Origin of the sequence: Streptomyces virginiae (assembly GCF_041432505.1) — a bacterium.
GTDB classification, from domain to species: Bacteria; Actinomycetota; Actinomycetes; order Streptomycetales; family Streptomycetaceae; genus Streptomyces; species Streptomyces virginiae_A.
On record NZ_CP107871.1, the window covers coordinates 383,646 to 408,255 of the forward strand.

At 73.2% G+C, this 24,610-nt stretch carries 18 protein-coding genes and 1 pseudogene; 10 read left to right on the forward strand and 9 right to left on the reverse strand.

Annotation, left to right across the window (positions count from 1 at the left end; all coding sequences use genetic code 11):
• The first annotated feature begins 16 nt into the window (after window positions 1-16).
• Complete coding sequence (locus OG624_RS01845) at window positions 17-2,692, forward strand: ATP-binding protein (protein WP_033225386.1); 2,676 nt, start codon at window positions 17-19, stop codon at window positions 2,690-2,692.
• On the opposite strand, the gene OG624_RS01850 is transcribed toward OG624_RS01845, so the two are convergent.
• Window positions 2,687-4,219 (reverse strand): dihydrofolate reductase family protein, encoded by a 1,533-nt coding sequence (locus OG624_RS01850; RefSeq protein WP_371638939.1) that lies wholly within the window; start codon window positions 4,217-4,219, stop codon window positions 2,687-2,689. The two genes, OG624_RS01845 and OG624_RS01850, sit on opposite strands and share 6 nt — an antisense overlap.
• A 254-nt stretch (window positions 4,220-4,473) precedes the next feature.
• On the opposite strand from OG624_RS01850, the gene OG624_RS01855 reads away from it, so the two are divergent.
• The 4 genes from OG624_RS01855 (at window position 4,474) to OG624_RS01870 (ending at window position 7,315) form a co-directional block, all read left to right on the forward strand.
• Window positions 4,474-4,965: a DUF2975 domain-containing protein gene (locus OG624_RS01855; RefSeq protein WP_033225385.1), complete on the forward strand. Its 492-nt coding sequence runs from the start codon at window positions 4,474-4,476 to the stop codon at window positions 4,963-4,965.
• The gene (locus OG624_RS01860) at window positions 4,965-5,186 is read left to right on the forward strand and encodes a helix-turn-helix domain-containing protein (RefSeq protein ID WP_033225384.1); all 222 of its coding nucleotides are present in this window, start codon (window positions 4,965-4,967) and stop codon (window positions 5,184-5,186) included. The genes OG624_RS01855 and OG624_RS01860 overlap by 1 nt, the downstream gene beginning before the upstream one ends.
• A 192-nt stretch (window positions 5,187-5,378) precedes the next feature.
• On the forward strand, window positions 5,379-6,377 hold the full coding sequence (locus OG624_RS01865) for a DUF4344 domain-containing metallopeptidase (RefSeq protein ID WP_244290981.1): 999 nt from the start codon (window positions 5,379-5,381) through the stop codon (window positions 6,375-6,377).
• Window positions 6,378-6,769: 392 nt separating this feature from the next.
• Window positions 6,770-7,315, forward strand: coding sequence for a hypothetical protein (locus OG624_RS01870; RefSeq protein WP_033225382.1), 546 nt, complete (start codon window positions 6,770-6,772; stop codon window positions 7,313-7,315).
• Between the two features lie 180 nt (window positions 7,316-7,495).
• On the opposite strand, the pseudogene OG624_RS01875 reads toward OG624_RS01870, so the two are convergent.
• From OG624_RS01875 to OG624_RS01885, 3 genes and pseudogenes are all read right to left on the reverse strand, one after another.
• A pseudogene (locus OG624_RS01875) lies at window positions 7,496-7,963 on the reverse strand (DoxX family protein); the annotation flags it as partial.
• A 119-nt stretch (window positions 7,964-8,082) separates the two neighbouring features.
• On the reverse strand, window positions 8,083-8,424 hold the full coding sequence (locus OG624_RS01880) for a contact-dependent growth inhibition system immunity protein (RefSeq protein WP_051763809.1): 342 nt from the start codon (window positions 8,422-8,424) through the stop codon (window positions 8,083-8,085).
• Window positions 8,399-8,938, reverse strand: a complete 540-nt coding sequence (locus tag OG624_RS01885; RefSeq protein ID WP_051763808.1) for a hypothetical protein — start codon at window positions 8,936-8,938, stop codon at window positions 8,399-8,401. Before OG624_RS01885 ends, OG624_RS01880 begins: the two co-directional genes overlap by 26 nt.
• 231 nt (window positions 8,939-9,169) lie before the next feature.
• Here OG624_RS01885 and OG624_RS01890 point away from each other — a divergent pair, with 231 nt between their 5' ends.
• Window positions 9,170-9,718 (forward strand): DUF4262 domain-containing protein, encoded by a 549-nt coding sequence (locus OG624_RS01890; RefSeq protein ID WP_033225381.1) that lies wholly within the window; start codon window positions 9,170-9,172, stop codon window positions 9,716-9,718.
• A gap of 27 nt (window positions 9,719-9,745) precedes the next feature.
• Here the strand turns inward: OG624_RS01890 and OG624_RS01895 are convergent, their stop codons facing one another.
• Window positions 9,746-13,135, reverse strand: coding sequence for an AfsR/SARP family transcriptional regulator (locus OG624_RS01895; protein WP_371638940.1), 3,390 nt, complete (start codon window positions 13,133-13,135; stop codon window positions 9,746-9,748).
• A gap of 218 nt (window positions 13,136-13,353) precedes the next feature.
• On the opposite strand from OG624_RS01895, the gene OG624_RS01900 reads away from it, so the two are divergent.
• Entirely contained in the window at window positions 13,354-14,367 is a 1,014-nt protein-coding gene (locus OG624_RS01900; protein WP_033225378.1) for an NADP-dependent oxidoreductase, read from the forward strand.
• A gap of 42 nt (window positions 14,368-14,409) precedes the next feature.
• Here the strand turns inward: OG624_RS01900 and OG624_RS01905 are convergent, their stop codons facing one another.
• Window positions 14,410-16,464, reverse strand: a complete 2,055-nt coding sequence (locus tag OG624_RS01905) for a SpoIIE family protein phosphatase (RefSeq protein ID WP_078909639.1) — start codon at window positions 16,462-16,464, stop codon at window positions 14,410-14,412.
• 235 nt (window positions 16,465-16,699) lie between these two features.
• Window positions 16,700-17,059, reverse strand: coding sequence for an MmcQ/YjbR family DNA-binding protein (locus OG624_RS01910; RefSeq protein ID WP_033225377.1), 360 nt, complete (start codon window positions 17,057-17,059; stop codon window positions 16,700-16,702).
• A gap of 104 nt (window positions 17,060-17,163) precedes the next feature.
• On the opposite strand from OG624_RS01910, the gene OG624_RS01915 reads away from it, so the two are divergent.
• Window positions 17,164-19,287 carry a DUF4139 domain-containing protein gene (locus OG624_RS01915; protein WP_051763806.1) on the forward strand — a complete coding sequence of 708 codons (2,124 nt, stop codon included), beginning with the start codon at window positions 17,164-17,166 and terminating at the stop codon, window positions 19,285-19,287.
• Between the two features lie 8 nt (window positions 19,288-19,295).
• Complete coding sequence (locus OG624_RS01920; protein ID WP_033225373.1) at window positions 19,296-20,867, forward strand: mucoidy inhibitor MuiA family protein; 1,572 nt, start codon at window positions 19,296-19,298, stop codon at window positions 20,865-20,867.
• A gap of 94 nt (window positions 20,868-20,961) precedes the next feature.
• On the opposite strand, the gene OG624_RS01925 is transcribed toward OG624_RS01920, so the two are convergent.
• Complete coding sequence (locus OG624_RS01925) at window positions 20,962-21,633, reverse strand: TetR/AcrR family transcriptional regulator (protein ID WP_033225372.1); 672 nt, start codon at window positions 21,631-21,633, stop codon at window positions 20,962-20,964.
• A 175-nt stretch (window positions 21,634-21,808) separates the two neighbouring features.
• On the opposite strand from OG624_RS01925, the gene OG624_RS01930 reads away from it, so the two are divergent.
• Window positions 21,809-22,846, forward strand: coding sequence for a medium chain dehydrogenase/reductase family protein (locus OG624_RS01930; RefSeq protein ID WP_208869426.1), 1,038 nt, complete (start codon window positions 21,809-21,811; stop codon window positions 22,844-22,846).
• A 17-nt stretch (window positions 22,847-22,863) separates the two neighbouring features.
• On the opposite strand, the gene OG624_RS01935 is transcribed toward OG624_RS01930, so the two are convergent.
• Complete coding sequence (locus OG624_RS01935) at window positions 22,864-24,423, reverse strand: alpha/beta fold hydrolase (RefSeq protein ID WP_063734240.1); 1,560 nt, start codon at window positions 24,421-24,423, stop codon at window positions 22,864-22,866.
• Between the last annotated feature and the right edge of the window lie 187 nt (window positions 24,424-24,610).

A 24,610-nucleotide genomic window follows, 5' to 3' on the forward strand; every position in this document is an offset into this window, starting at 1 on the left:
CGGGGCGGGGTAGGTAGTGCGGGGGCGGTACGCGGAGCGGGAGCGGATCGAGCAGTTGCTCGCGGACGCCCGACAGGGAACGAGTGGTGTCCTGCTGGTGCACGGAGAGGCGGGCATCGGGAAGACCGCGCTGCTCGACCACGCGGCCGGGCAGGCGCGCGGTGCGCGGGTGTTGCGGGTCGAGGGCATCGAGTCGGAGATGGAGATGGCCTTCGGCGGTCTGCACCAACTCTTCCTACCGGTGATGAACCTGGTCGACGCGTTGCCGGAGCCCCAAGCGGCCGCCCTGCGTTCGGTGTTCGGCCTGAGCAGTGACAGTGTGCGGGATCGTTTCAACGTCGGACTCGCGGTTCTCACGCTCCTGTCGGAGGCCGCGGCGGACGGCCCGCTGTTGTGCCTGGTCGACGATGCGCAGTGGCTCGACCAGCCGTCGGTGGACATGCTGACCTTCGCGGCGCGCCGGCTGCGGGCGGAGGGCGTGGTGATGCTCTTCGCGGTCCGCGACGGAGCTCCCGGTGCCGCCGTGAAGGGGTTGCCCCCACTGCTGGTCGAGGGTCTGGACCGGGAGGATGCGGCCGCGTTGGTGCCGGGTCTGCCGCCGTACGTCGTGGACCGCGTCATCGAGGAGGCCCGGGGCAACCCCCTGGCCCTGATCGAGTTGTCCGCCGCGCTCACTCCGGCCCAACGCGCCGGCCGGCTGGGCCCGTCCGCGCTGCCCGACGCGGCCGCCGGACTGCCGGTCCGGCTCCAGGACGGGTTCCTGGAACAGCTCCGGCGGCTGCCCGAGGCCGCTCAGGTGGTGCTGCTGGTGGCCGCCGCCGATGACACCGGAGACCTCACCGTCGTGTTGCGTGCCGCGGGCCGCCTCGGCTCCGCGGTCGAGGACCTGGAGCCGGCCGAGCGCGCCGGGTTCCTCCTGCTCTCCGGGCAGGCGCTGCGGTTTCGGCACCCGCTGGTCCGGTACGCCGCCTACCAGGGCGCCCCGCTCGCCCGGCGGATCGCCGCGCACCGGGCCCTGGCCGAGGCGCTGGGCGAGGCCGGCCAGGCCCACCGGCGGGCCTGGCATCTGGCCGCCGCCTCGACGGGCCCCGACGAGGGGGTCGCCGAGGAACTGGAGCGGGTCGCCGAGTGGGCCGACAGGCGGCAGGCGATGGCGTCCGCGTCCGCCGCGTACGAGCGTGCCGCCCAGCTCACCGCGGATCCGCAGGTGCGGGCGCGACGGCTGGTGTCGGCGGCGCAGCGGGCCGCGGATGCCGGACAGGACGAGCGGTGCGGTGCGCTGGCCGACCAGGTGCCGCTGCCGCTGGAGGACCCCGGCGTGGCGGCGAGCTTCGCGCGCGCCCGGGCCGTGGTGGAGCTGGGCTATCGCAGGCCGGAGACGGCGGCCCGGATCCTGGTCGACAGCGCGGAGCTGACGGGCGTCGAGCGCCCGGACATGACGGGCTCGCTGCTGACGGACGCGGTCCACGCGGCGTTCTCCGCCGGGGACGCCCCGCTGATCGAGGAGATCGCGCTCCGCTCCCCCGCCCTGCCGGTGCTGGCCGTACCGGCCCGGTTGTTCGGTGGTGACGTGCCCGGCGCGCTGGAGGCGGTCCGTACGCTCGTGGACGCGCCGGCCGATGGCGTGATGGACCGCCTGATGACCGGGATCTACCTGCAGTTGACGGGTGATCACGCGGCAGCCCGGGAGGCCGCCGTGGGCGTCGTCGCGCACTGCCGCGACCAGGGTGTCAGCGGTTGGCTGCCCACCGCGCTGCATCTGCTGGTGCAGACGGAGCTGTCGCTGGGCCACCATGACGAGGCTTCGGCACGGGCCGTCGAGGCGCTCCAGTTGGCGGAGTACTACGACCTGGCCCACCGGGCCGCCCACCTGCGGGCCGCTCTGGCGATGCCGGCCGCCGTCAGGGGCGAGGAAGAACGGGTCCGCACCCTGACCGACGAGGCTCTGGCGTACACGCTCCCGCGCGGGGTGGGTCGGGGGACGGCGGACGCCCTGTGGGCACGGGGCCTGCTCGAACTCGGCCTGGGCCGGGCGGAGGCGGCGCTGGAGCAGTTGGAGGCGGCCTGCGGGGAGGTGACGCACCCGCTGCTCTGCCTGCCTCTGCTGCCCGATCTGATCGAGGCCGCGGTACGGGCCGGCCGCCCGGAGCGGGCGACGGACGCGGCCCGGTCGCTCGGGGAGTGGGCGACCGTGCTGGGACGGACCGGTCTCGCCGCGTCCGCCCGCCGTTGCCAGGCGCTGACCGGACCGGACGGTGAGGCGGAGGAGCGGTTCGTCGCGGCGCTGGCCCTGCACGAGGGCGGCAGCGCCTACGACCGGGCGCGTACGGCGCTGCTGTACGGGGAGTGGCTGCGCCGCCTGCGCCGCCATATCGACGCCCGGGAGCAGTTGCGCGCCGCTCTCGACGGTTTCGAACGGCTGGGTGCCCGGCCCTGGGCCGACCGGGCCCGGACGGAGCTCGGCGCCGCGGGTGGGGAGACCGGCCTGACGGCGCGCGAGGACGGGCCGATCAGTGTGTTGAGCCCGCAGGAGCGCGAGGTGGTTCGGCTGGCGGCGACCGGTGCCAGCAACCGGGAGATCGGAGCCCAGCTGTTCCTGAGCCCGCGCACGGTCGGGCACCACCTCTATCGCGCCTTCCCGAAGCTGGGCGTCAGTTCCCGCACCGAACTCGCCGACCTGTTGGCGTCATGAGGCGGGACCCGGCTCCGGTGCCGACCAGATCAGCCGGGTCTGGGCGGTCCGGTAGCCGGCACGGGCGAAGGCGGCGGCCATCGGCGCGTTGTCGGTGTCGGTGGTGGCGGTGATCAGCTCGGCCCCGGCCTCCACCTGCACCCGGGTGATCTCGGCGAGTACGTCGTCGACGTATCCCTGTCCGCGCAGCTCGGGGACGACGCCGAGGTAGCCGACGTTACGGTTGTACGGCGTCGCGGAGGGCAGGGCCAGCCCGGCGACCTGGCCGTCGTGGGTGCGGGCGATGCGCCACCACGAGCGTTCTCCCGGGCAGCTGAGGTAGAAGTCCACCTCCTCGCGGGCGGTGGCTTCCGCGCCCATCGCCACCAGGTTCCGGCGGGTCTCCCCGTCCAGGCTGCCCACCGCGATCCGTCGGAAGACGTCCAGGAACTCCTCGTCCGTGCCCTCGGTGAAGACGAGGCGTCCGCCGGGGGCGGGGAGCCCGGCCTCGGGTGTCCATTCCAGGCGCAGACGCTCGACCACGTCGGTGAGTCCGGCCGCCAGCGCGGCGTCCCGCCGCCAGTCGGCGGCCGCGGCCGTGGCCTGGTCCTCGCGCCAGCCGTTCGGCAGGGTCAGGTTGTAGAGCGGCGGCTTGGTCGCGCCCTGCTCGGCGAAGGCCCGCAGGCCCGCGCCGATCAGCTCGGCCCCGAGAGCCGCGCGGTCGGCGACGGAGGGGTCGACGTGCAGGCAGTCCAGCGCGATCGGGTGCTCGCTGGTCGCCTGGCCCCACCACAGGGCCCGGGCGATCACTCGGCCGTCCTGCTCGGCGATCCAGGTCCACTCCGGCCGGTACATGCCCTGGTCGAGTTCCTCGCGGTACCGGTCGGCGGGGATCCAGCCGACGGGTTCGTCGACCGTCACGGCGGTGACGCGGTCGAGGTCGGCCTCGGTGGTGGGGCGGATCAGTGTCGGGATGATCGTCTCCTTCGCGTAGGTGGTGATGGCGGCGCCGGTGTTGAAGACCCGGGAGTCGGTGAGCTTGAAGCCGTCCGGGCGGAACGGCGCGTCGAAGAGCGGTATGCCGGAGCCGATGGCGACCGGGTAGCGCTTGATGATCAACTCGTCGATCTCCTCCCGCAGCTGCCCGGCCAGATTCGCCCCGCCACAGAGCCAGATGCCCGCCCCGTCCTGCTTCTTGAGGTCGCGGACGAAGGCCACCGGGTCCGTGGCGAGGACCTCCACGGCGGGGTCGAGCTGGGCCAGGGTTCGGGAGAAGACGTACTGCTTGAGGTGCGGGTAGGGGTTGGTGACACCGGCCGCGAGACCGGGCTCGTAGGTGGCACGGCCCATCAGGACCGTGTCGAACCGCTTGTTGGCGACCCCGTCGAGGCCCAGCGGCCCCCGGCCGTGGGCCGGGATGGTCTCGGGGTATTCCGCCAGCAGTGCGGCGGTGAGGTCGCCCTCGAAGGGGAAGAAGTCGAACTGGCCGTCGGGGCCCGCGATGAACCCGTCGAGGGTGGTGCCGACGTAGTAGGTGAGCTTGCGCACACGTCCTGCTTTCGTTGCTGATTGCTTGGCGCTTCATGCTTGGCGCTTGGCGCTTGGTGACGCCACCGACGCTACGGCGGACGCCCTGCGGCAGGCATCAGTCATCGCGACGTAACGTGGGCGACCGCCGAGGCGGCGAGGCCGGTCGGCGCGCGGCAGCTCGCGACGTCCACCACCCCTTCCTCCGCTTCACCCCTTGCCTCACCTATCGAAAATCGATAGATTCTGATCGTAAATCGATGGAAGGGTGGGTCATGGGAAAGCTGGCAGTGCATGCGTTGCGTGCCGTGCTCGCGGTGGTGCTCGCCGGCACCGTGTTCGTGCAGGCGGGCATGGTGTGGACGTTGATCAGCGGGAACGACCCGGAGGACGGGTCACTCCCGCTGACCCCGCTGCGGGTGATCGTCGTCATGGGCATGGTGGCGGCTCAGGCCGCCCTGGTCTGCGTATGGCGACTGGTGACGATGGTGCGACGCGGAACGGTGTTCTCCCACACGGCCTTCCGGTACGTGGACGTGGTGATCGGCGCGATCGTGGCGGTCGCCCTGCTGTGGTTCGTGGTCACGGCCATCAACGCACCGGGGCAGCGGGAGGATCCGGGCGTCACCGTCATCATGGGTGGGATCGGCGTGGCCATCCTGGGGGTCGCGCTCATCGTGCTCGTGTTGCGGATGCTGCTCACCCAGGCCGTCGCACGCGACGTCGAAGCCACGCGGATGCGGGCCGAGTTGGACGAGGTCATCTGATGCCGATCGCCGTCGACATCGACGTGATGCTGGCCAGGCGGAAGATGTCCGTGGGCGAGCTCGCGGACCGGGTGGGGATCACACCCGCCAACCTGGCCGTACTCAAGAACGGCCGCGCCAAGGCGGTGCGCTTCGCGACGCTCGCCGCGCTCTGCGAGGTACTGGAGTGCCAGCCGGGCGACCTGCTGCGCTGGGAGGACGAAGACGCCTCGGGTGAGTGACTCAGGCGAGTGACGTGCCCCTGGGCGGGCGTGACGCGCAGTCGCTCGGAGCGGTGCGGTCGCGGTGGCACGGGCAGGGGCCGGGTCGGCCACGGCGTCCTCGGTCGTCCCCCGAACGGACGGCTCGACGGGCAGCCGTCGCCGGACGGCCGGAGGATCGGTGCGGGAACACGCGACGGGAGCCGACCAAGGATGCCGAACACCGCCACCGCCGCCGGCCGGAAGAAGGCGCGCGTCGCCCTGTCCGGCGTGCTGGTCCTGGCCGGGACCGTCATGGCCGGGTGCGCCGGCGAGGCCCACGACACAGGGCAGGATCCCGGAGCGGGACCTCGCCCCCAGGCAGCCCGCTCCGGCAAGGTCACCGTCGTCTACGAGCCCGGAACGGTCGCACCGGAGGACCGGGAGGCCGTGGCGCTGATCCGGAACTCCCGCGTGCTGGAGCGGTCGGCCGACTGGGTGAACAGATCGCTCACCCTCCCGCACGACATGGTCGTGAAGGTCACCGCCGCCGTGCCGGAGGGCGTCACCGACGCCGTGACCCAGCCCGACGGCAGGACGATCTTCATCCCGCCGTCGTTCCTGGCCGAGATCGAGAAGGCCCTGGCCGACGTCGTGAAGACCGTCGAACGACCCGCCCAGTTTCCCGCGTCCGAATACAACACCGACGACCTGACCGTGCTGTCGACGGAGTTCATCTTCGGCCACGAGATGGGCCACGCCCTGCAACGCCAGCTCCTCCTGGCCAACCTCGGCCTCGAAGAGGACGCGGCCGACGGCTACGCGTCCTTCTACACCGTGAACGAGGTCGGGCCGGGCCCCTCGCTCGCCGCCGCGATCCTCTTCGACGAGATCGCTCGCAAGGAGGGCGTGCCGACTCTGGAGAGATTGTCGAGCGACCACCCCATCACCCAGCAACGCGCCTACAACTTCCTGTGCTACCTGTACGGCAGCGACCCGAAGAAGTACGAGCGGTCCCTCGTCGACAGCGGCGACCTGCCCAAGACGCGTGCTCCCCTGTGCCCACAGGCGTGGGCGATGTTGGACTACGGCTGGTGGACCCAGCTCCGACCCCACTTCAGCGCGCCGTTCAAGGCTCGCGGGGACGAAGAGCAGAAGAAGGCGCACGCGCGGCTGATCGCGGAGACGAATGCCCTGGCGGAGCGGATCAACGAGATCCGCAAGAGTCAGTGACCTGCTGAGGGCCTCGCCGGCCTCGGTGAGGGCGTGGTCGACGACGAGCCCCGACCGAGGCTCGTGTACGAGTGCAACGGGTCCGTGGCGCGGCTTCGGCCCGTGAGCGCCAAGGGGCACGTCGCGCACGTGACTTCGGCGGGGATGACCGAGGTCGCAGGTGTCTACAGGGTCGACGACGCGGCCGTAGAGCCCTCCACGGAGGGCGCGAAGAAGCATCGGACTCGGGTCCCGCCCAAGTAGCCGCAGCCTGCTGCGGGGTGTGGTGCCGCGTGACGCGACACGCGGGCCGGGCGTCGGCCGGGTGGATCAAGGCGCGGCCATCCGCTGTTAGGGTGTCATGCGCCCATCAAGTCGGGCGTCTCGCATACTTATATTTCAACGGGGTTGACGTGAAGCTTCGCCATGTCCGCGCGGTAGCAGTCTTCGGTATCGCAATCTTCGCACTCACCGGAGCCCGTGGCTCCCACGGCGGCAGCTGCGGGGGCAGCAGCCACAGTTCTGGTTCGAGCTCCAGTGGTTCCGGCGGTTCCAGCAGCTCCACCGGTGGCAGCCACGACAGCGACAGCACGAGCGGCAGTACCGGCACCACCGGCAGCAGCACGGGCAGCCCGTCGGTCACCGGCGGATCCGGCAACAACAAGGCCGAGCGCGACATCAGGATCGACGCGTGCAAGATGGACGCGTCGGGCAAGAACCTCGTCGCCAAGATCACCGTCACCAACAGCGGCTCGGTGGACTACACGTACAACATCAGCATGAAGTTCCGCGGGAACGCCACCTCGGCGGCGACCCCCACCCAGGCCAAGGTCTCCGCTCTCACGGTCACGGCGGGTGCCTCGAAGCAGGCCGAGGCCACCGCGCCGTACACCGGCAAGGGCGACGGCAGCGAGTACAAGGAATGCGTCGTCGACAACGCGTCGAAGAGCGCCCTCTGACCGCTCGTGATCACGCGGAGCCCCCTCTCCTGAACCGATGGAGCGGGGGCTCCGTCGTTCCGGACGCCGTCACGGACTGACCCGGGCCCGTGCCCGGGTCCGCCCACGCCGGGCGGCCGCGCGGGATCCGACGGGCGTCACCGTCGCGCCGGAGTCGGCGGGTGCCCGGTCGGCGGAACCACGCCGCCGGTGGAGCAGGGCGTCGAGGGACAGGGCCGGCGCTCCGGCCAGGATCAGCGGGGTCCAGGCCAGCAGGTAGATCACGTCCGCGCCGAAGTAGTACGGGGTGGTCGACCAGCTCATGGTCAGCCACAGGCTGAGGGAGATCAGCGCACCGCCGAGGGCGGCGATCCGGGTCAGCAGGCCGGCCAGGGCGCCGAGTCCGACGGCCAGCTCGCCGAGGGCGATCGCCATGCCGAAGGCCACCGGCTGGGTCAGGGAGACGTCGATCAGCGCGGGTATGCCCGCGGCGTCCCGTACCGCTTCCATCTGCTGGCCGATCGAGCCGTCGCCGGTGGCGGACAGGAAGGCCGGATCGGTCAGCTTGTCCAGACCGGCGTAGACGAAGGTGGCGCCGAGGAAGAGGCGCAGCGGCAGGAGTGCGTACTCGGAGGCTCTCGCGCGGAGGCCGGCGGAAGGCGTGTTCATGCCCCTCACACGAGGGCTCCCGCGATCCGGTTCGACCGGTCGGGGATCGCTTTTCGCGCTCGGCGATGTGCCTGAACTCCCCGGCGCGGCGGAGACCGAGCAGCGTCGAACCGGGCCGCTCAGCCCCACCGCACCGCCGGCTCGTACGTCCTGAGTTCGGCCAGTTCCTCCTCCGACAGTCCCGCGACGACGGCCATCAGCCCCTCCCGTAGGCCCGGGAGGAGCACCCAGACCGATTCGGGCCGGCCCAGGACGGCGAGCAGCAGGTCACCGGCGTAGAAGTACGAGTCCAGCATGGGTTCTTCGAGGAGCAGGCGGACCGCGAGGGGCAGTACGTAGGGAAGGCCTACGTTCTGGGTGATCAGCGTGCGCAGGTCGGCCGGCTCCGGGGCCGGACCGGGAATGGTCCCGACCGACCTGGAGCCGGCCTCGCGCTCAGTGGAACAGCATGGACGCGTCACCGGCCGGGGTGGTGACCGATCCCGGGCACAGGAAGCTGCCCGAGGTCTTGGAGGCGGTGAAGGCCCGGTTGACGTACTTCCCGGTCGTCGCGTTGCGGTCCCACACGATGCCCGTCGCCTTGTAGCGACAGGAGATGAAGCTCTGCCTGCCCGTGATGTCGATCAGATCGGTGCGCGCCGTTCCGGCGGCCTCGTCGAAGGTGAAGGCGGGGTTGTTGTTGAGCGTGGCGGCGATGCCGCCACCGCAGGCCAGATTGCCGCCCGGCGCGTTGATCGTGGTGCGGTCGACGGTGAGGGCGTTCGGGGGAACAGCACTGGTGCTCCCGTTGGTCCAGCTACAGCTGTTGCCGGCGACCACCATCACACCGTCGACCTTCTGGTCGACGGCCGAGGCGCCGGTGGTGTGCGCGAGGGCGGTGCCGGTGCCGGTGAATGCCGCCGCGACGACCAGCGTCGCGATACCGGCGAGGCGTGAGATACGGGGGGTGCGGATGCCGTGCGTGATGTGCCTCATGGTTCGCTCCTCCATGCCACGTACTGGTGGGGGTGGGCGAGGCGTGGGGCCTCACAGAGTGTGCGGAGTGCGTGCCGGGAGAGTCCCACAGGCGCCTCGAAGTGTCAGGAGACTGTCAGGGCCATGCCAAGAAATGGCTGAAAATACCGACCTCCTCTGCCTCTGGCCGCCCGCCCCTGGCCGCCCGCCCCGACCGCGCCGCGCCCCCACCGGGCCCCGTAGCCTCGCCGCATGCTCCGTGATCCTTTCGAATGCCGCTGCATCCTCTGTCACGACTACGGCGACCGCGCCGAGGCGGACCGGATGGAAGAGGCCGTCATCGGCAATGTGCGACGCCACGGTTGGCACGTGGTCATGGTCCCCGAGGACGAGATCGGGCCCGGGTTCGCCTACACGATCGGTCTTGCCCACACGCACGGCGTCCCTGAACTGTGCATGTTCGGGCGTGATGTCCACGAGATGCACCGCGTGCTCAACGCCCTCGGCGACCTGGCGGCCGCAGGCACCACGCCGGAGGACGGCCAGGAACACGAGGGCGTGGTGAACGGCGGGCCGGTCCGGCTCCGGAGCGTCGACATGCGCTGGTGCCGAACCTTCTTCGGCCGGGCCATCGGTTTCTACCGGCGGCCCCCGCTGCCCTTCCTGCAGGTCGCCTGGCCCGACACGGACGGGCACTTCCACTGGGAGGAGCAGGCCCGCGAGGACCACCGGGAGTCGCAGCCCCGACTGTGGCTTCCACCGGCCGACCACCCGGTGGGGATCTGGACCGTCGAACTCTGACGGAGCACGGCGCGTCGCTCAGGGCCCTCAGGGCCCGGGGCACTCGATCAGCTCGGCCGCCCGCGCCTGCGGGGACAGGGTGCGGCCGCGCGTGAACGCGGTGGCGAAGGCCTCGTCACCCAGGCGCGCCCGCAGGCAGGCCGTCGCCCGGTCCACGTCCTGCCGTTCCGCCGCGGGCAGCGGGGTACCGAGGGACTCCCGCAGTTCGGCGGCTGTACCGAGCAACTCCGCCGCGGCGGTGGCCCGGTCACCCGGGCCGGCGGCCACGGAGCCGGCGCCCGCGAGCCCCTCGAAGGCCAGGGCGAGGGCACGCGGGTCACCCGACCGGCGGGCAGCCGCGAGCCCGTCCCGATGCAGGGTCCGGGCCAGTGGGGCGTCGCCGCGCAATTCGGCCACGTACCCCAGCTGCGCCAGGATCAGCGCGACCCCGATGTCCACCCCGAGCCTGCGGTTCCAGTCGAGCCACGGCAGCAGCCGGGCCTCGGCCTCGTCCAGGTCGCCCGCCCGCCGGGCCCCGAGGGCCAGGCCGATCTCCGCGAACTGCAGAGCCGGCCGGTGCGCCTGCTCGGCGGCCGACCGCCGAGCCTGCTCGTGGAGCTCCGCGGCCCGTACGGTGTCCCCCGTCAGCAGGGCGATCCGGCCCTGCCGTGCCAGTCGGAAGGAGACCTGGGTGAAGAGGTCCAGTTCCCGCGCGCTCCGTACGCCCTCCTCGTGCAGCCGGGCGGCCTCCCGATAGTCGCCGCCGATCTCGGCGAGGATTCCCAGCTGCTCCGAAGCCTGCAACCGGCCCCACTCGTCGCCGAGTTCCGCGAACAGCCGCGCCCCGGCCTCGGCGTTGTGGCGCAGCTCGTCGAGGTCACCGCGGTACAGGGCCCGGGTGGCGAGGGCGCTCAGCGCCGCCGCCTCGCCCCAGCGGTCGCCGAGGCTCCGGAACACCGCCGGCAGCCCGGCGAGAACGTCCTCGGCGGCGGCACGGTGGTCGGCCTCGGGCCGGTTCGTGAAGCCGAGGCGAGCGAACTCCAGCAGCCACCTCCCCCGCGGGTCGGCGCCGTCGAAGTCACCGCCGAGCAGGCTGTCGTCCCCGGCGAACACCGCGAAGGCGGCCGACCGGGCCCGCGCACCGGCGACGTCCGACCCGGCCCGCGTGCCCGAATCGGCCGGACGAGCCGGACCGGCCGGACCGGCGTGCCGATCCGGGGCGGACGCGCACGCCAGCGCGGACTCCAACGCCGTCCGCGCGTCGCCGATCCGGCCGCGCAGGCACCAGTACCAGGCCGACGCGTTGACCAGCCGCAGTGCGGTACCGGCCGCTCCCGCCGCGACCGCCCGGTCCAGCGCTGCCCGCAGGTTGAGGCCCTCGGAGTCGAGACGGCTCAGCCATCCGCGCTGTTCCGGGCCGTGCAGACGGGACGCGGCCCGCTCGGCGAGATCGGCGAAGTGCTCGGCGTGCCGCAGTCGTACGGCTGCGGCCTCGCCCGCCTCGTCGAGCCGTTCCAGGCCGTACGCGGTCACCGATTCCAGCATCCGGTACCGCGGAGCCCCGGCCGCCGCGCCACCGGCGCCTTCGCCACCGCCGTACGGCGCGACGACCAGGGAGCAGTCGACCAGTCGCGTGAGCAGGTCGAGGACGTCCTCGGCCGCGGTGTCCCCCGCGGCGCACACCGCCTCCGCCGATTCCAGGGTGAACCCGCCCGAGAACACGGCCAGTCGGCGCAGCACCGCCCGCTCGGACGGAGCCAACAACTCCCAGCTCCAGTCGATCATCGCGCGTAGGGTCCGCTGCCGGGCCGGCGCATCGCGTCGCACCTGGTTGAGCAGCCGGAACCGGTCGTGGAGGCGCTCGGCGAGCGCGTGCACCCCGAGCGCCCTGACTCGGGTGGCGGCAAGTTCCAGGGCGAGCGGGAGTCCGTCGAGGCGGCGGCACACCAGGGCCACGGCCTCGGCGTTGTGCGGGCCCACGGTGAACCCGGGCGTGCCGGCGGCGGCGCGGGCGGCGAAGAGCTCCATCGCCTCGGGCGCGTCGAGCGGGGCGACCGCCTCCAGTACCTCACCGGACAGGGCCAGCGGCTCCTGGCTGGTGGCGAGGACGCGCAGCCCGGGGGCCTGCCGCAGGAGCTGATCGGTCAGAGCGGCCACGGACTCCACGACGTGCTCGCAGTTGTCGAGTACGAGGAGCAGCCGGCGCTCCGCGAGCGCCGCGGCCAGCCGGTCCCGGGCACCGGCCTCGCCTCCCGCACCGGGGCCCGCACCGCTGTCGGCGTCCTCGCGCACTCCGAGGGCGGCCGCGATCACCGCGGCCACGCCGCCCCGCGCGCCCGCGAGTTCGACGAAGCGGACGCCGTCGGGGCACGGGCCCGACTCGGCATCCCCGTTCGAAGCCGCGGCGGCCTCGGTCTCGGCGAGGCGAGAGGCGGCGGCGAGCGCGAGGCGGGTCTTACCGACGCCGCCGGGCCCGGTGAGCGTGACCAGACGGCTCGCCTCGACCGCGGCGCACACCCGAGCCACGGCTTCCTCCCGCCCGACGAGGGGACTGACCGGGGTGGGGAGGTTCGTCGCGGGCCCCGGTCGCCGTGCCTTCATGACGGCGGGCGCGAGCACCGGCGCCGAACCGGGCGCGGCGGCGCGCTCCGGTTGCGGTTCCGGTTCCGGTCGCCGTTGCGGTCCGGCCGTCAGCTCCGGATCCTGTCGCAGGATCGCCTCGTGCAGCGCTCCGAGTTCGGGACCCGGATCGATACCGAGCTCCTCCGCGAACCGTGCCGTCACCTCCCGGTAGGCCGCGAGCGCCTCGTTCTGTCGGCCCGCCCCGTAGAGCGCCCGCATCCGGGCGGCGCGCAGCCGCTGCCGTAGTGGATGCTCCGCGATCAGGGCGGCCAACTCGTCCGCCACTACGACGTGTTCGCCCAGCTCCAGCCGGGCTTCGGCGAGATCCTCCTGCGCGGTGACCCGCCGCTCCTCCAGCCGGGCGACCTCGGTCCGTACGGAGTCGGCGTCCGGGAGGTCGGCGTAGGCGGGCCCCCGCCACAGCCCCAGTGCCTCCGACAGCAGCGCGGCCCGCGCCCCCGCCCCGTCCTCCTTGCGGGCGAGCGCGGTCAGTTCGGCGAACCGGCCCGCGTCCACGGCGGCGTCGGCCACGCGCAGCGCGTAGCCCGCCGGACCGAACCCGACCAGGGTGCGGCCGCCCTCCTCGGCCCGCGCCAGGATGCGCCGTAGCTGGGAGATCTTGGTCTGCAGGGTGTTCGCCGGGTTGCCCGGCAGGTCCTCGCCCCACAGTTCGTCGATCAGCCGGTCCACGGGCACGGGCCGGCCGTGGCGCACGAGCAGAGCGCCCAACAGCGCCCGGACCTTCGCCTCGGGCACGGCGACGGGGGTCCCCTCGTCGGTTCGCACGGTCAGTGGTCCCAGCACCTCGAAACGCATGCCGCAACGTTACTTCTTCCTCGTCAACGGGCCGTGGGCCGACCACGGATGGCCCCGGTCACCGCCGGTACGTCCCTCGCGCGCGTTCCCCGGGCGTCACGTGCGTGAGGCGTGCCCAGCCCCGTGCGTGGGCCGTGCGTGGACCGTGCGTGGCCCCTTGCAAGGTGTTCCCGTGACCGCGACCGAGCGGCCTCGATCCGCACCGGAAGGAACCCGCCATGACCGTCTCCCGTGAGATCCGCCTCGCCTCCCGCCCCGCCGGTACCCCCGGGCCCGAGAACTTCCAGCGCGTCACCACCCGGCTCCCGGAGCCCGGCGAGGGCCAGATCCTGGTGCGCAACACCTGGATGTCGGTGGACCCGTACATGCGCGGCCGGATGGACGACGCCCCCTCCTACATCGCGCCGTTCGCCCTCGGCGCCGCCCTCGAAGGCGGCGCGGTCGGCGAGGTGGTCGCCTCCCGCTCCGCGTCCGTGCCGGTCGGGGCGACCGTCTCGCACTTCCTCGGCTGGCGGGAGTACGCGGTGCTGGACGCCGGCGCGGCCACCGTCGTCGACACCTCGATCGCCTCGCCGTCCGACTACCTCGGCGTGCTGGGCACCACGGGCCTGACCGCGTACGCGGCGCTCACCCGGACCGCGCCGGTGAAGGAGGGCGATGTCGTCTTCGTCTCCGCCGCGGCCGGGGCGGTGGGCAGCGTCGCCGGGCAACTGGCACGGCAGTTGGGCGCATCCCGGGTGATCGGTTCGGCCGGTGGCCCCGAGAAGACGAAGAAGCTGCTGGACGTGTTCGGCTACGACGCCGCCGTGGATCACCGCCGGGGCGATCTCCCCGGTCAGCTGGCGGCGGCCGCCCCCGAGGGCATCGACGTCTACCTCGACGCCGTCGGCGGCGACCACCTCCAGGCGGCCATCGGCGCGATCCGCCCCGGTGGGCGGATCGCCATGGTCGGTGCGATCAGCGGCTACAACGCCACGCGGCCGGCCCCGGGCCCCGACAACCTCTTCCGGGCAGCGGCCCACGAGGTGACCCTGCGGGGGATGCTGGTCTCCAGCCACTTCGACCTCTTCCCCGAGTGGATCGGCAAGGCGGTGGCCCGGCTGGCCGACGGGACCCTGCGGACGGAGGAGACCGTCGTCGACGGCATCGAGCGGGCGGCCGACGCCTTCCTCGGGGTGCTGAGCGGTGCCAACACCGGGAAGATGCTGGTCCGTCTGGACACCGCGCGCTGAACACCGCCGCCCCGGGCCGTCCGTGACCGCCGATTCCTCGCGTCACGGGCCCTCGGTGCGCAGGAGCAGCAGGGCGATGTCGTCGGGGCGGGGGCCGTCGCGGTGGGCGTGCTCGATGAGTTCGTCGGCCAGGTCCCCGAGCGGCTGGTGCTCGGGGGCGGCGCCGATACGGCTGGCGACCGCGCCGATGGCGTCCTCGATGTCCCGGCCGGGTGCTTCGACGAGCCCGTCGGTGAAGAGGGCGAGCAGGGTTCCGGGGCTGAAGGGGATCTCGACGGCCGTGTACGCGGCCCCGGGTTCGATGCCCAGGAGGAGCCCGGCCGGCAGGTTCAGCATCTCGGTCGCCCCGCCGGGGTGGCGCAGCAGAGGCGGCGGGTGGCCGGCGGAGGCCAGTCGGACGGTGTGGCCGGCGAGGTCGATGTGGGCGTACAGGCAGCTGGTGAACAGCCCGGGTTCGAGGTCCGTCAAGAGCCGGTTGGTGCGGGCGAGGACCTCTTCCGGGGGTGCCCCGGCGCCCGCGTGGACGGCGGTGCGGACCTGGCCCATGAGGGCGGCGGCGTTCACGTTGTGGCCCTGGACGTCGCCGATGGCGGCCGCGACGGTGGTGTCGTCGATACGGATGAGGTCGTAGAAGTCGCCACCGATCTCGAGGCCGTACGCGGCGGGCAGGTAGCGGGCGGCGACGTCGAGGCGGGGGACGCTGGGCAGGGTGTGGGGCAGGAGGCCGGTCTGCAGGCTGCGGGCGAGCTGGTGGGTGGCGTCGTAGAGGCGGGCGCGGTCCAGGGCCTGCGCGATGAGCCCGGCGATCGAGGTGAGGACGGCGCGCTCGCCGGGGGCGAAGACGCGGGGGTGTCCGTAGGCGAGGACGAGGGAGCCGATGGGCCGGTTGGAGGCGATCAGGGGCAGGAACGCCCAGGCGGCCATGCCGTCCTCGACCACCGCGTCGGGGTGGGCGACCAGCAGCTCGCCCACATCGCCGAAGAACAGGGGGGTCGCCGTGCGCAGGATGTGGGTGATGGCGGTGTCGGCCGAGACGGGGGTGCCGTCGAGCTCCGCCAGGTGTTCGGCGGAGTAGCCGCGGTGGCCGACGATCCGTACCCGCCCGTCCTGCTCGGCCAGGAGGGCCAGGGCGTGGGCTCCCATCGAGGGGACGATCTGGTCCGCGGCCTTCTCCACGACGTCCTGCGCGTGGGCGGCCTCGGTGAGGGTGGCGGCCAGCAGCATGAGCGGGTAGAGCGCGGTGGCGCGGCTGGGCGCGGGCTCCTCGGGGTCCGCCGGCGGGACGTGGGTCGCTGCGGACGGCCGGTCGCTCACCGTGGTGATGCGGACGCTGATGCCGGTGTTGTCCGGGTAGAGGTCGAAACACAGCCGCTGTCCGGTGGGTCGTTCGGCGATGAAGCTCCGGGACAGTCGGCTCATCGCGGTGGCCCGGTAGTGGTTCTCGATGGCGGGGGTGTCCATCCAGGGAAGGGCCTCCCAGGGCAGGGCTCCGAGCAGGTCGGAGACGGGCGCGCCGAGCAGGTCGGCCGCCTCCGGGGTGATGAAGGTGATGGTGCCGTTCAGGTCGAGTGCGCAGTTGCCTCCGGGCAGGCGCCGGACGAAGGCCATGGTGGCCGCCGCCTCGGCCGGGCCCGGTGTGGGTGCCGGGAGCGGCCGCAGGACGATCGGATGCGGTGTGGGCCGCAGCGGCCGCCCTTCGCCGGCGGCTCGCAGCAGGACGCGCGTCAGGAGGCTGCGTGCCGATTCCAGGGCCTTGCGTTCCCGTTCGTCGAGGTCGGGCCCGTGCGAGCCCGGCCACAGGAACAGCAGGCCGGCCCCGGTGGGCTCGCGTGCCCGGTCGGCGGATTCCTCGCTGAGGGGGACGGCGGCGAGCGCGAAGTCGTACGGGAGGACGAGCCCGAGGCGCGGATAGCGGCGGGCCGTGTCCTCCTGGCCGCCGAGCCAGACGAGCCGGCCCTCACGGACCGCGTCGGCCACCGGGATGGGGTCGTCCAGGCCGACCCGCGACCAGGGTGCGGCGAACTCGCGGGAGAGCCCGGAGACCAAGGTCAGGTGCAGGACGCGCCGTGTGGGGTCGGGGTCGGGCAGGTAGAGCATGCCGATGGACGCTCCCGCGTCGGCACAGGCCCCGACCAGTGCCTCTCTCAGCGCACGCCGGTCGGCTTTCTGATCACGCCCCGGAACGTTTCGCACCTGACCATGGTCTCTCCATATCCCGCCTCCCGTCGGTACCCGCCCGTCCCGGCGAGCCCGCACGAGCCGGATCGGGCCCGTGCGCGCCCGTGGCGGCCCCGCTCAGCGCTTCAGGAGGGGTCTTCGGACGCGAGGTGCTTCAGGAGGGGTCTTCGGGAGCGAGGTCGGGGTGGTCCTTGAGCAGTGCGGGCGGCGCGGCCTGCCGCCAGGAGTCGACGACGATGGCGCGGAGCTCGTCGGTGTCGTCGAGGGCCGCCAGCCGTGCCCTCACCCAGGCGAAGGACGCTTCGTGGTCGGCGACCCAGAACTTCTCGGGCTCGGCGCGGACCAGCTCGTCGCGTTCCTCCTTCGGGCAGCGGACGGCCAGCGACGTCTCGTCGTCGGGCAGGGTCAGGAACATCTTCCCGGCGACCCGGAAGGTGGGCATGGCCCAGGCTTCCTTCTCGGTCGTCTGCGGGAGGGCCAGGGCGATTTCACGGACTTCGTCGGACGTACACACACCCTGACCGTACGACAGAGCACCGACATCGGGACTCCACCCGGTCGGGCGCTCCGGCCGGGCGTAGGCTTCGGTCGGCACGAACGCAACGGGGGGCTGGGTACATGACGGCGGAGACAGCACAGCGGTGGAGTTCGACCCTCGATTCGGTCGTGGTGTACGCGCGGGGCGCGGTCTGCCGCCGGCTGGTCCGGGGCAGCATGCCGGCGGACGGGCGGGTACGCGTGACGGGGCTGCCCCGTTCGCTGGACCCGGGCTCGCTGCGGGCGCGTGTGCTGGACGCGCCCGGGGTGCGGGTGACCGAGGCCCGGGTGGAGGTCGAGGCCGAGCCGCGCGGCGCCGGCGCCCCCGACACCTTGCGGCGTGAAGTCGAACGCCTCCGCGACGCATACGCGGTGGCGCAGGGCCGCCGCGACCGGCAACGGGTGCTGATCGACGAGGTCAGGGCCTTGCGGCCGGTGCCCCCGGTCCCTGACCCGGAGGCCCCGCACCGCCGCACCCCGGTGGACGCGTGGCTGGAGCTCGCCGACTTCACCGAAACCCGGCTGACGGGGCTGCACGCCCGCCTCGTCGAGCTGGAGGACGCGCTGCGCCTCGTCGAGCACGAGCTCGGCGTCGCCGCCGACCGGCTCGCCCGCGCCTCCACCGACGCTCCGCCGGCCCATGTGCGGACCACGGTCTCCGCTCTCCTGACTCTGGACACCGCGGGGGACGCGGAGGGTGACGGGGAGGATGGCGGGGAGGTCGAGCTGGAGTTGGAGTACGGAGTTCCGGGCGCGGTCTGGGTTCCGACCTACCGGCTCACGCACCGTCAGGGCGAGGGCGACGGCCGCCTCGTGCTGCGCGCCTCGGTCGCCCAGCGCACCGGCGAGGACTGGACCGGTGTGCGCATCGCCCTGGCCACCGCCGACCTGCGGCGCCGCACGGACCTGCCGAAGCTCCGTTCGGTCCGGATCGGTCGCCGACAGCCCGCCCCCGCGCCGTCCGGCTGGCGCGAGCCTCCGGCCGGTCTCGCCGACCTGTTCGCCGGCTACGAGGCGGCCGGCTCCCGCCGCCCCACCCCGACCGTCGTACCTCCCGCCCTCAGGGTCGGCTCCGCGCCCGGTCCCGTACCGCCGCCCCCTCAGCCGCCACCGGCCGCCGCTGCCGCGCCCGCACCGCAGGGGTACGGCGCGCCCCCGATGCCCGGGGGCGTGTACGGCGCGGCCCCGGACGGCATCGGCGGCGCGCTGCCCGCTCTCGCGCAGCCGGCCCGCCCGCGGGGGGCCGGCAGGGCGCGGGGCGGCGGCATGGGCTTCGGCGGGGCGCCCGCTCCCGCGGCCCCCGCGGCTCCCGGTGGGGTCGCTCCCCCGGCGCCCGCGTCGGCTCCGGCGCCGGAACCGGTGGCCGGTCCGCCGCAGCCGAGCGGCGCCGAGCTCGACTACGCCGCCCTCGTGCTGTGCGGCCCCGACGAGCACGTCGGTCGGAGGGGCCGGTTGTTCGCCGACTCCCCCGCCGACCCGGTGGCGGCCGAACACCGCCGCCGTGCCGAGGCGGTGGGCGGGCTGGCGCTGCCCGGGCACGCCGTGCGGCCCCGCGAGTCGGCGGGTTCCTTCGACCACCGCTTCGACGCCGCCGCCCGCGCCGACATTCCGTCGGACGGCACCTGGCACACCGTCACCGTCGGGGAGATCCCGGTCGGTCTGCGCACCGAGTACGTCTGCGTGCCCTCCGTGGAGCAGATCGTGTACGCGACGCTGGTGCTCTCCAACGCCACCGACCAGGCCCTGCTGGCCGGCCCGGTGGAGGTCACCGTCGACGAGGACTTCCTGCTGACCGCTGCCTTGCCCACGCTCGCCCCCGGCGGAGTCCGCCGGGTGGGGCTCGGGCCCGCCGAGGGGGTCCGGGTCACCCGTCGTACGAACCTGCGCGAGTCGACGTCGGGCCTGCGCAACAACACCACCGTGCTCGACCACCAGGTCCACGTGGAGCTGGCCAACCGGCTCGCCGGGCCGGTCACCGTCGAGGTCCACGAGCGGGTGCCCGTCAGCTCCGATCCGGACGTGCGGATCGAGGAACGCGCCGACTGGACGACGCCCGAGGCCGGCGCCGGCCCGGAACACCACGCCCCGGGCACCCGCGTCTGGCGGGTGGACCTCCCCGCCGGGGGAACCATCGCCCTCGACGGCGGCTACGAGATCCGCATCCCGGCCGGCAAGGCCGTGGTCGGCGGCAACCGCAGGAGCTGACACCCACCATGTCCACGCCCACGGCCCCGAAGCCGATCGCCCTTCCCGTCACCGCCGTCACCTGCCTGGAGGACCGCGCCCACATCGAGCGCACCGCCGTACTGGACCTGGCGGCAGGGGTCCAGCGGCTGCGGCTCGGTCCGGTCAGCGCGCTGACCGTCGACCGCACCCTGCACGCCGAGCTGGCCGCCGAACACCCGGCCACCGTGCTCGACGTACGCGTCGTCCGTACCTGGGAGCCGCGCGGACCGCTGCCGTCCGCCGACGAGGACTCCGCCCTGCGCCTGCGTGTGCACGCCCTCGAGGAGGAGCAGCTCGCCCTGGGGCAGCGGCGCGATCGGCTGTACGCCCGGCTCGACCTGCTCGGCCGCCTCGCCGCCGATCTGCTGCGGGAGATCGGCGAGGGCGCCGGCTCCGGGGAGTCCGACGGACCCCGCTGGGCCCGCGAGATGGACCGGGTGGACGCCGAGCGCGATACGTACGGCGAGCGACTGCGGACCGTGGACGCCCGGTTGGCCGACCTCGCCGTCGAACTCGGCGAGACCCGGCAGGCCTTGGACCGCTCGGAGACCGAGCCCGCCGAGCTGGTCGGTCACATCGAGCTGACCGTGGACAGCGCCGCAGCCGGTCCGGTCCGGCTGCGTCTGAGCCACCTCGTCCCGTGCGCGCTGTGGCGTCCCGCCTACCGGGCCGTACTGGACGGGGACGCGCTGACGCTGGAGACGGACGCGATGGTCTGGCAGCGCACCGGCGAGGACTGGTCGGACGTACGGCTGACCCTGTCGACGGCCCGGTCGGCGCTGGCCACCGAGCCGCCACGGCTGGGAGAGGACCGGCTGACGCTGGGTGACCGCACGGCGGCGGAGCGCCGCACGGTCGACGTGGAACTGCGCGAGGAGGAGATCGGGGACCTCGGTCCGGCGGCGCAGGTGCTCGGCCTGCCGGGGGTGGACGACGGGGGCGAGGCGCGGGTGCTGCACTCCCCCGTACCGGTCTCCGTACGTGGGGACGGGCGCGCCCACCGGGTGCCGTTGTCCGCCTTCACCACGGCCGCGCGCAGCGAGTACGCCTGCTCCCCCGAGCTGTCCCCGTTGGTCACCCGGGTGGTGTCCTTCGAGAACCGGTCCGGCCACGCCCTGCTGGCCGGTCCTGTGGATCTGGTCCGCGGCAGCGGGTTCGGCGGCCGCGGCACGGTGGACTTCACCGCACCGGGTGCCCCGGTCGAGCTGGCCTTCGGCAGCTGCGACGACCACCGGGTGGTCCGGTACGCCGAGGAGTCCCGTGACTCGGCCGGCTTCACCCAGCGGACGGTGATCACCCGTACGGTCCGGCTGCACCTGTCCCGGTTCTCCGCCCCCGGAGAGCAGGGCGAACGCGTGGTCGTCGTCCGGGAGCGGATCCCGGTCTCGGAGGTCGCGGCGGTGGAGGTGCGCCTGCGCAAGGAGGCCTGTTCGCCGGCGCCGGACGTGGTCGATTCCGAGGGCATCGCCCGCTGGGACGTGGCGCTCGCGCCGGGCGGCCGGCGGACGGTGACCCTGGTCTACGAGTTGTCGGCGAGCTCCAAGGTCACCGGACTCTGAGGCGGCCGCGACCCTGATCACCACCGACCGCCCGCTCCGTCGGGCGCTGCCTCGGGATCTCTGCTCCGGCGGCGCGTTCCGCCCGAGATGACGGTCAGGTGGTCGGGCCGCCGGTGAGGGCGTCCACCTCCGCCTGGAAGAGCAGGGCCGGGTCCAGGCCCATGCCGGTGAAGTGGCCGGCCAGTTCCAGGGACAGGACGCCGTGCAGGCGGCTCCAGAAGGCCAGGGCCTGGCGCAGCGTCGCCGGCGGGGCGTCGGGGTGCCTGTCGGCCCATGCGCGGTGGGTGGCCAGGTGGTCCTCGAAGGCGTGCGGCTCCGCGGCGGGGGCGGCGCAGGCGTCCAGCAGGACGGACATCAGTTCCGAGGCGATCGCGGTGATGTCCGCCGGTGCGTGGTAGCCGGGCACCGGGGTGCCGTAGATGAGGAAGTAGCGGTGCGGGTCCGCCAGGGCCCAGCGGCGCAGCACGTGCGCCAGCCCGGCGAGGTCCGCTCCGCCCGCGCCATCGTCGGAGGCGGACGTGGAGGCGGCGAGGAAGGCGTCGGCGAGGCTGCGGTAGGCGTCGCGGATGAGTTCGGTGATGAGCTCGTCGCGGTTGGCGAAGTACCGGTAGAGCGCCGGTCCGCTCATGCCCATCTGCTTGGCGATCGCGTTGAGGGAGAGCGCCGAGGCGCCGGAACCCGCGATCTGCTGCCAGGCCTTCTCCTTGACCTCCTCGCGCACCTGCTGCCGGTACCGCTCCCGGGGGGTCTTCGTGCTGCCCGTCATGCCCGCCTCCACCTCTCGCCGCTCCCTCTTCACCACCAGGAGAGTGAGAGGCTATCACCATCGACACAACCACTCGCGATACGAGAAGCCATCCCTTGACATGCGCGAGATCAACCTTCACTCTTGTTATAACTTCTAACGAACACGAGATACAGAAACCGAATCAGTGGGGGTCATGATGACGAACACCGTCGAGCGGGTCGAGGTCGTCCTGCCGGGCAAGGTCGAGCCCGAGGGCCTGCAGTTCCACCGAGGTCCCGTCCCGACGCCGGCGGCCGGCGAGGTCGTCGTCGCCATGGAGGCCACGGGGGTCTCCTTCGCCGAGCAGCAGATGCGGCGCGGCCGGTACTACGACCAGCCGCCCTTCCCCTTCGTTCCCGGATACGACCTGGTCGGCACGGTGCTGGCCGTCGGCGAGGGCGTCGGCACGGCGCTGCTCGGCAAGCGGGTCGCGGCCCTGACGAAGACCGGAGGGTGGGCGAGCCACGTCGCGCTCACCGCCGCCGACGTGGTGGAGGTACCCGACGGCGTCAGCCCGGTGGACGCGGAGACCGCGGTCGTCAACGGCATCACCGCCTGGCAGATGCTCCACCGCAAGGCCCGGGTGCGCGCGGGCCAGACCGTCCTGGTCCACGGGGCGAACGGTGGGGTCGGCTCGATCCTGGTCCAGTTGGCGCTGGCCGCGGGCGCCCAGGTGATCGGCACGGCCTCCACCCGCCACCACGACGCGCTGCGCGCTCTCGGCGTGACCCCGATCGACTACCGCTCCGGGAACATCCCCGCACGGGTACGGGCCCTCGCGCCCGGCGGGGTGGACGCGGTGTTCGACCACGTGGGCGGCGACGGGATCGTCGATTCCTGGCGGCTCCTGGCCCCCGGCGGCACGCTCGTCTCGTACGGCAGCGCGGCCACCCGCGACGACGAGGGTTCCGGATCGTGGCCGGTGCTCAAGCTGCTGGGCCGGGTGTGGGTGTGGAACGCGCTGCCCAACGGCCGCCGCGCCTACTTCTTCAACGTGTGGGCCGGTCGCGCCTACGCCAAGGACCGCTTCCGGGCCCGCCTGCGCTCCGACCTCACCCAGGTGTTCACGGCCCTGCAGCACGGCGAGATCACCGCCAAGGTCGCGGCCGAGATCCCGCTGGCCCGCGCCGCCGAGGCGATGCGGCTCGCCGAGTCCGGCACGGTCGCCGGGAAGGTCGTCCTCGTCCCGTGACCCGGCCTGCGGGCACCTCAGGAGAACGGCTGCCGGTCCGGTGGGCAGACCGTTCCGGGCGGCGGGAGCGTGCCGTCGATGAAGTAGCGGCTCTCGAAGTTGTTGATGCAGGTACTGGAGTTGTTGAAGAGCGCGGTGTGGCCGTACCCGTTGTTGGTGAGCAGCCGGGCGTCGGCCAGCTCCTTGGCCATGGCCTGGGCGTCCGAGTGGGGTGTCGAGGGGTCGTAGGTGGTACCGACCACCAGGACGGGGTTCGCCGTGGGCTTGTTCCACGGGCCGTCGTACCGGTTGGCGGCGCGTGCCGGCCAGGTGGCGCACGGCTCACCGGACCAGGTCCAGTACCGTCCGGCGTCGCCCGCGCGCCGGGCACTGTCCTCCGCCAGACCCTCGTAGACGGCCGGGTCGCGCGGGTTGGGACTGTCGCCGCACCACACGGCCGCCGCCTGTTCCTCACCCAGGTACGGATTCGGGTTCGCGACGGGGGGCGGGGGCGGGTACTGGGGCGACTTCGGGGTGCGGCCCTGCCAGAGCTCCTGGAGCCGGGCGGCGAGATCGGTCCAGCCGGGGTGGACGATGTAGAGGCTGCTGACGGCGTTGGCAGCGGTGTTGGCGTACGTCCACGGGCCCACAGGATGCTCGCGCAGGCGCTGCATCAGCTGGTCGAACTTGTCGCGGGTGGCTTCCGGGCTGCCGGCCGAGAAGGCGCACCGGGCGGTGGTGGCCGACCCGCAGAGGTCGAGGAACTTGTTCAGGGTCGCCGCCGCGGTGCGGTCCGAGCCCATCCGCAGGAGGGTCGTGGTCCGGGGTTCGCTCGGCGAGGCGTTGTTCGTCCACGCCAGCGGGTCGATGTTGCTGTCGAGGACCATGGCCCGGACCTTGTCGGGGAACAGGTTGGCGTAGGTGGCGCCCAGGATGGTCCCGTAGGAGACGCCGAGGTAATTGAGCTGCGGCTCGCCCACCGCCCGGCGGAGCAGGTCGAGGTCCTGGGCGGAGTCGGCGGTCGACACGTGGCGCAGGAGGTCGGGGTCGCGCTTCTCGCAGCGGCGGCCCAGGTCCTCGTACGCGTCGATCCAGGTCGTGCGCTCCTCGGCGCCCACCGGGAAGCCGGCCGGTTTGTCCGCGCCCCAGGCCTGGGCCTCCTCGGGGGTGTCGAAGCAGTTCACGGCGGTGCTGTTGCCGATGCCCCTGGGGTCCCAGCTGACGATGTCGAACCGTTCGCGCAGGTCCTTGGGGAAGGAGTCGTAGTTCTGCGGCACCTGTACGGTCCCGGGGCCGCCGGGACCTCCGGGGTTGACGAACAGCGTGCCCACGCGTTGCGCGGGGTCGCCGGCCTTGCGGCGGACGACGGCCAGGTCGATGGTGCGACCGGCGGGAGCCGCGTGGTCCAGCGGCACCTTGGCCGTGGCGCAGTCGTACGGGCTGCCGGGTTTGCAGGGGCTCCAGTCCAGCCGGGGGACGGCCTGCGAGGTCGAGGGCGAGGGTTCCGCCCGCGCCGCGGCGAGGTCCGGCGCGACGAGCATCGAGGAACAGACCACCGCCACGGTGAGGGCTGCCGCGCGGCGGCGGCCACCGACCATCGGTCGGAGTACGGGTCGAGGTCCAGCTGCGGGTCCAGGTCCAGGTCCGGGCATGCTGCGCCCTCCTCCGGCACGTCGGGGGCGTGGTGCGGCGACCGGTGCCGTCGCATCGGTACGCGCCACCGGCGCATGAATCAACCAAACCTCTGTTCTCGGGTGCGCGCGAGCCGGGCCGCCGGATCACAGC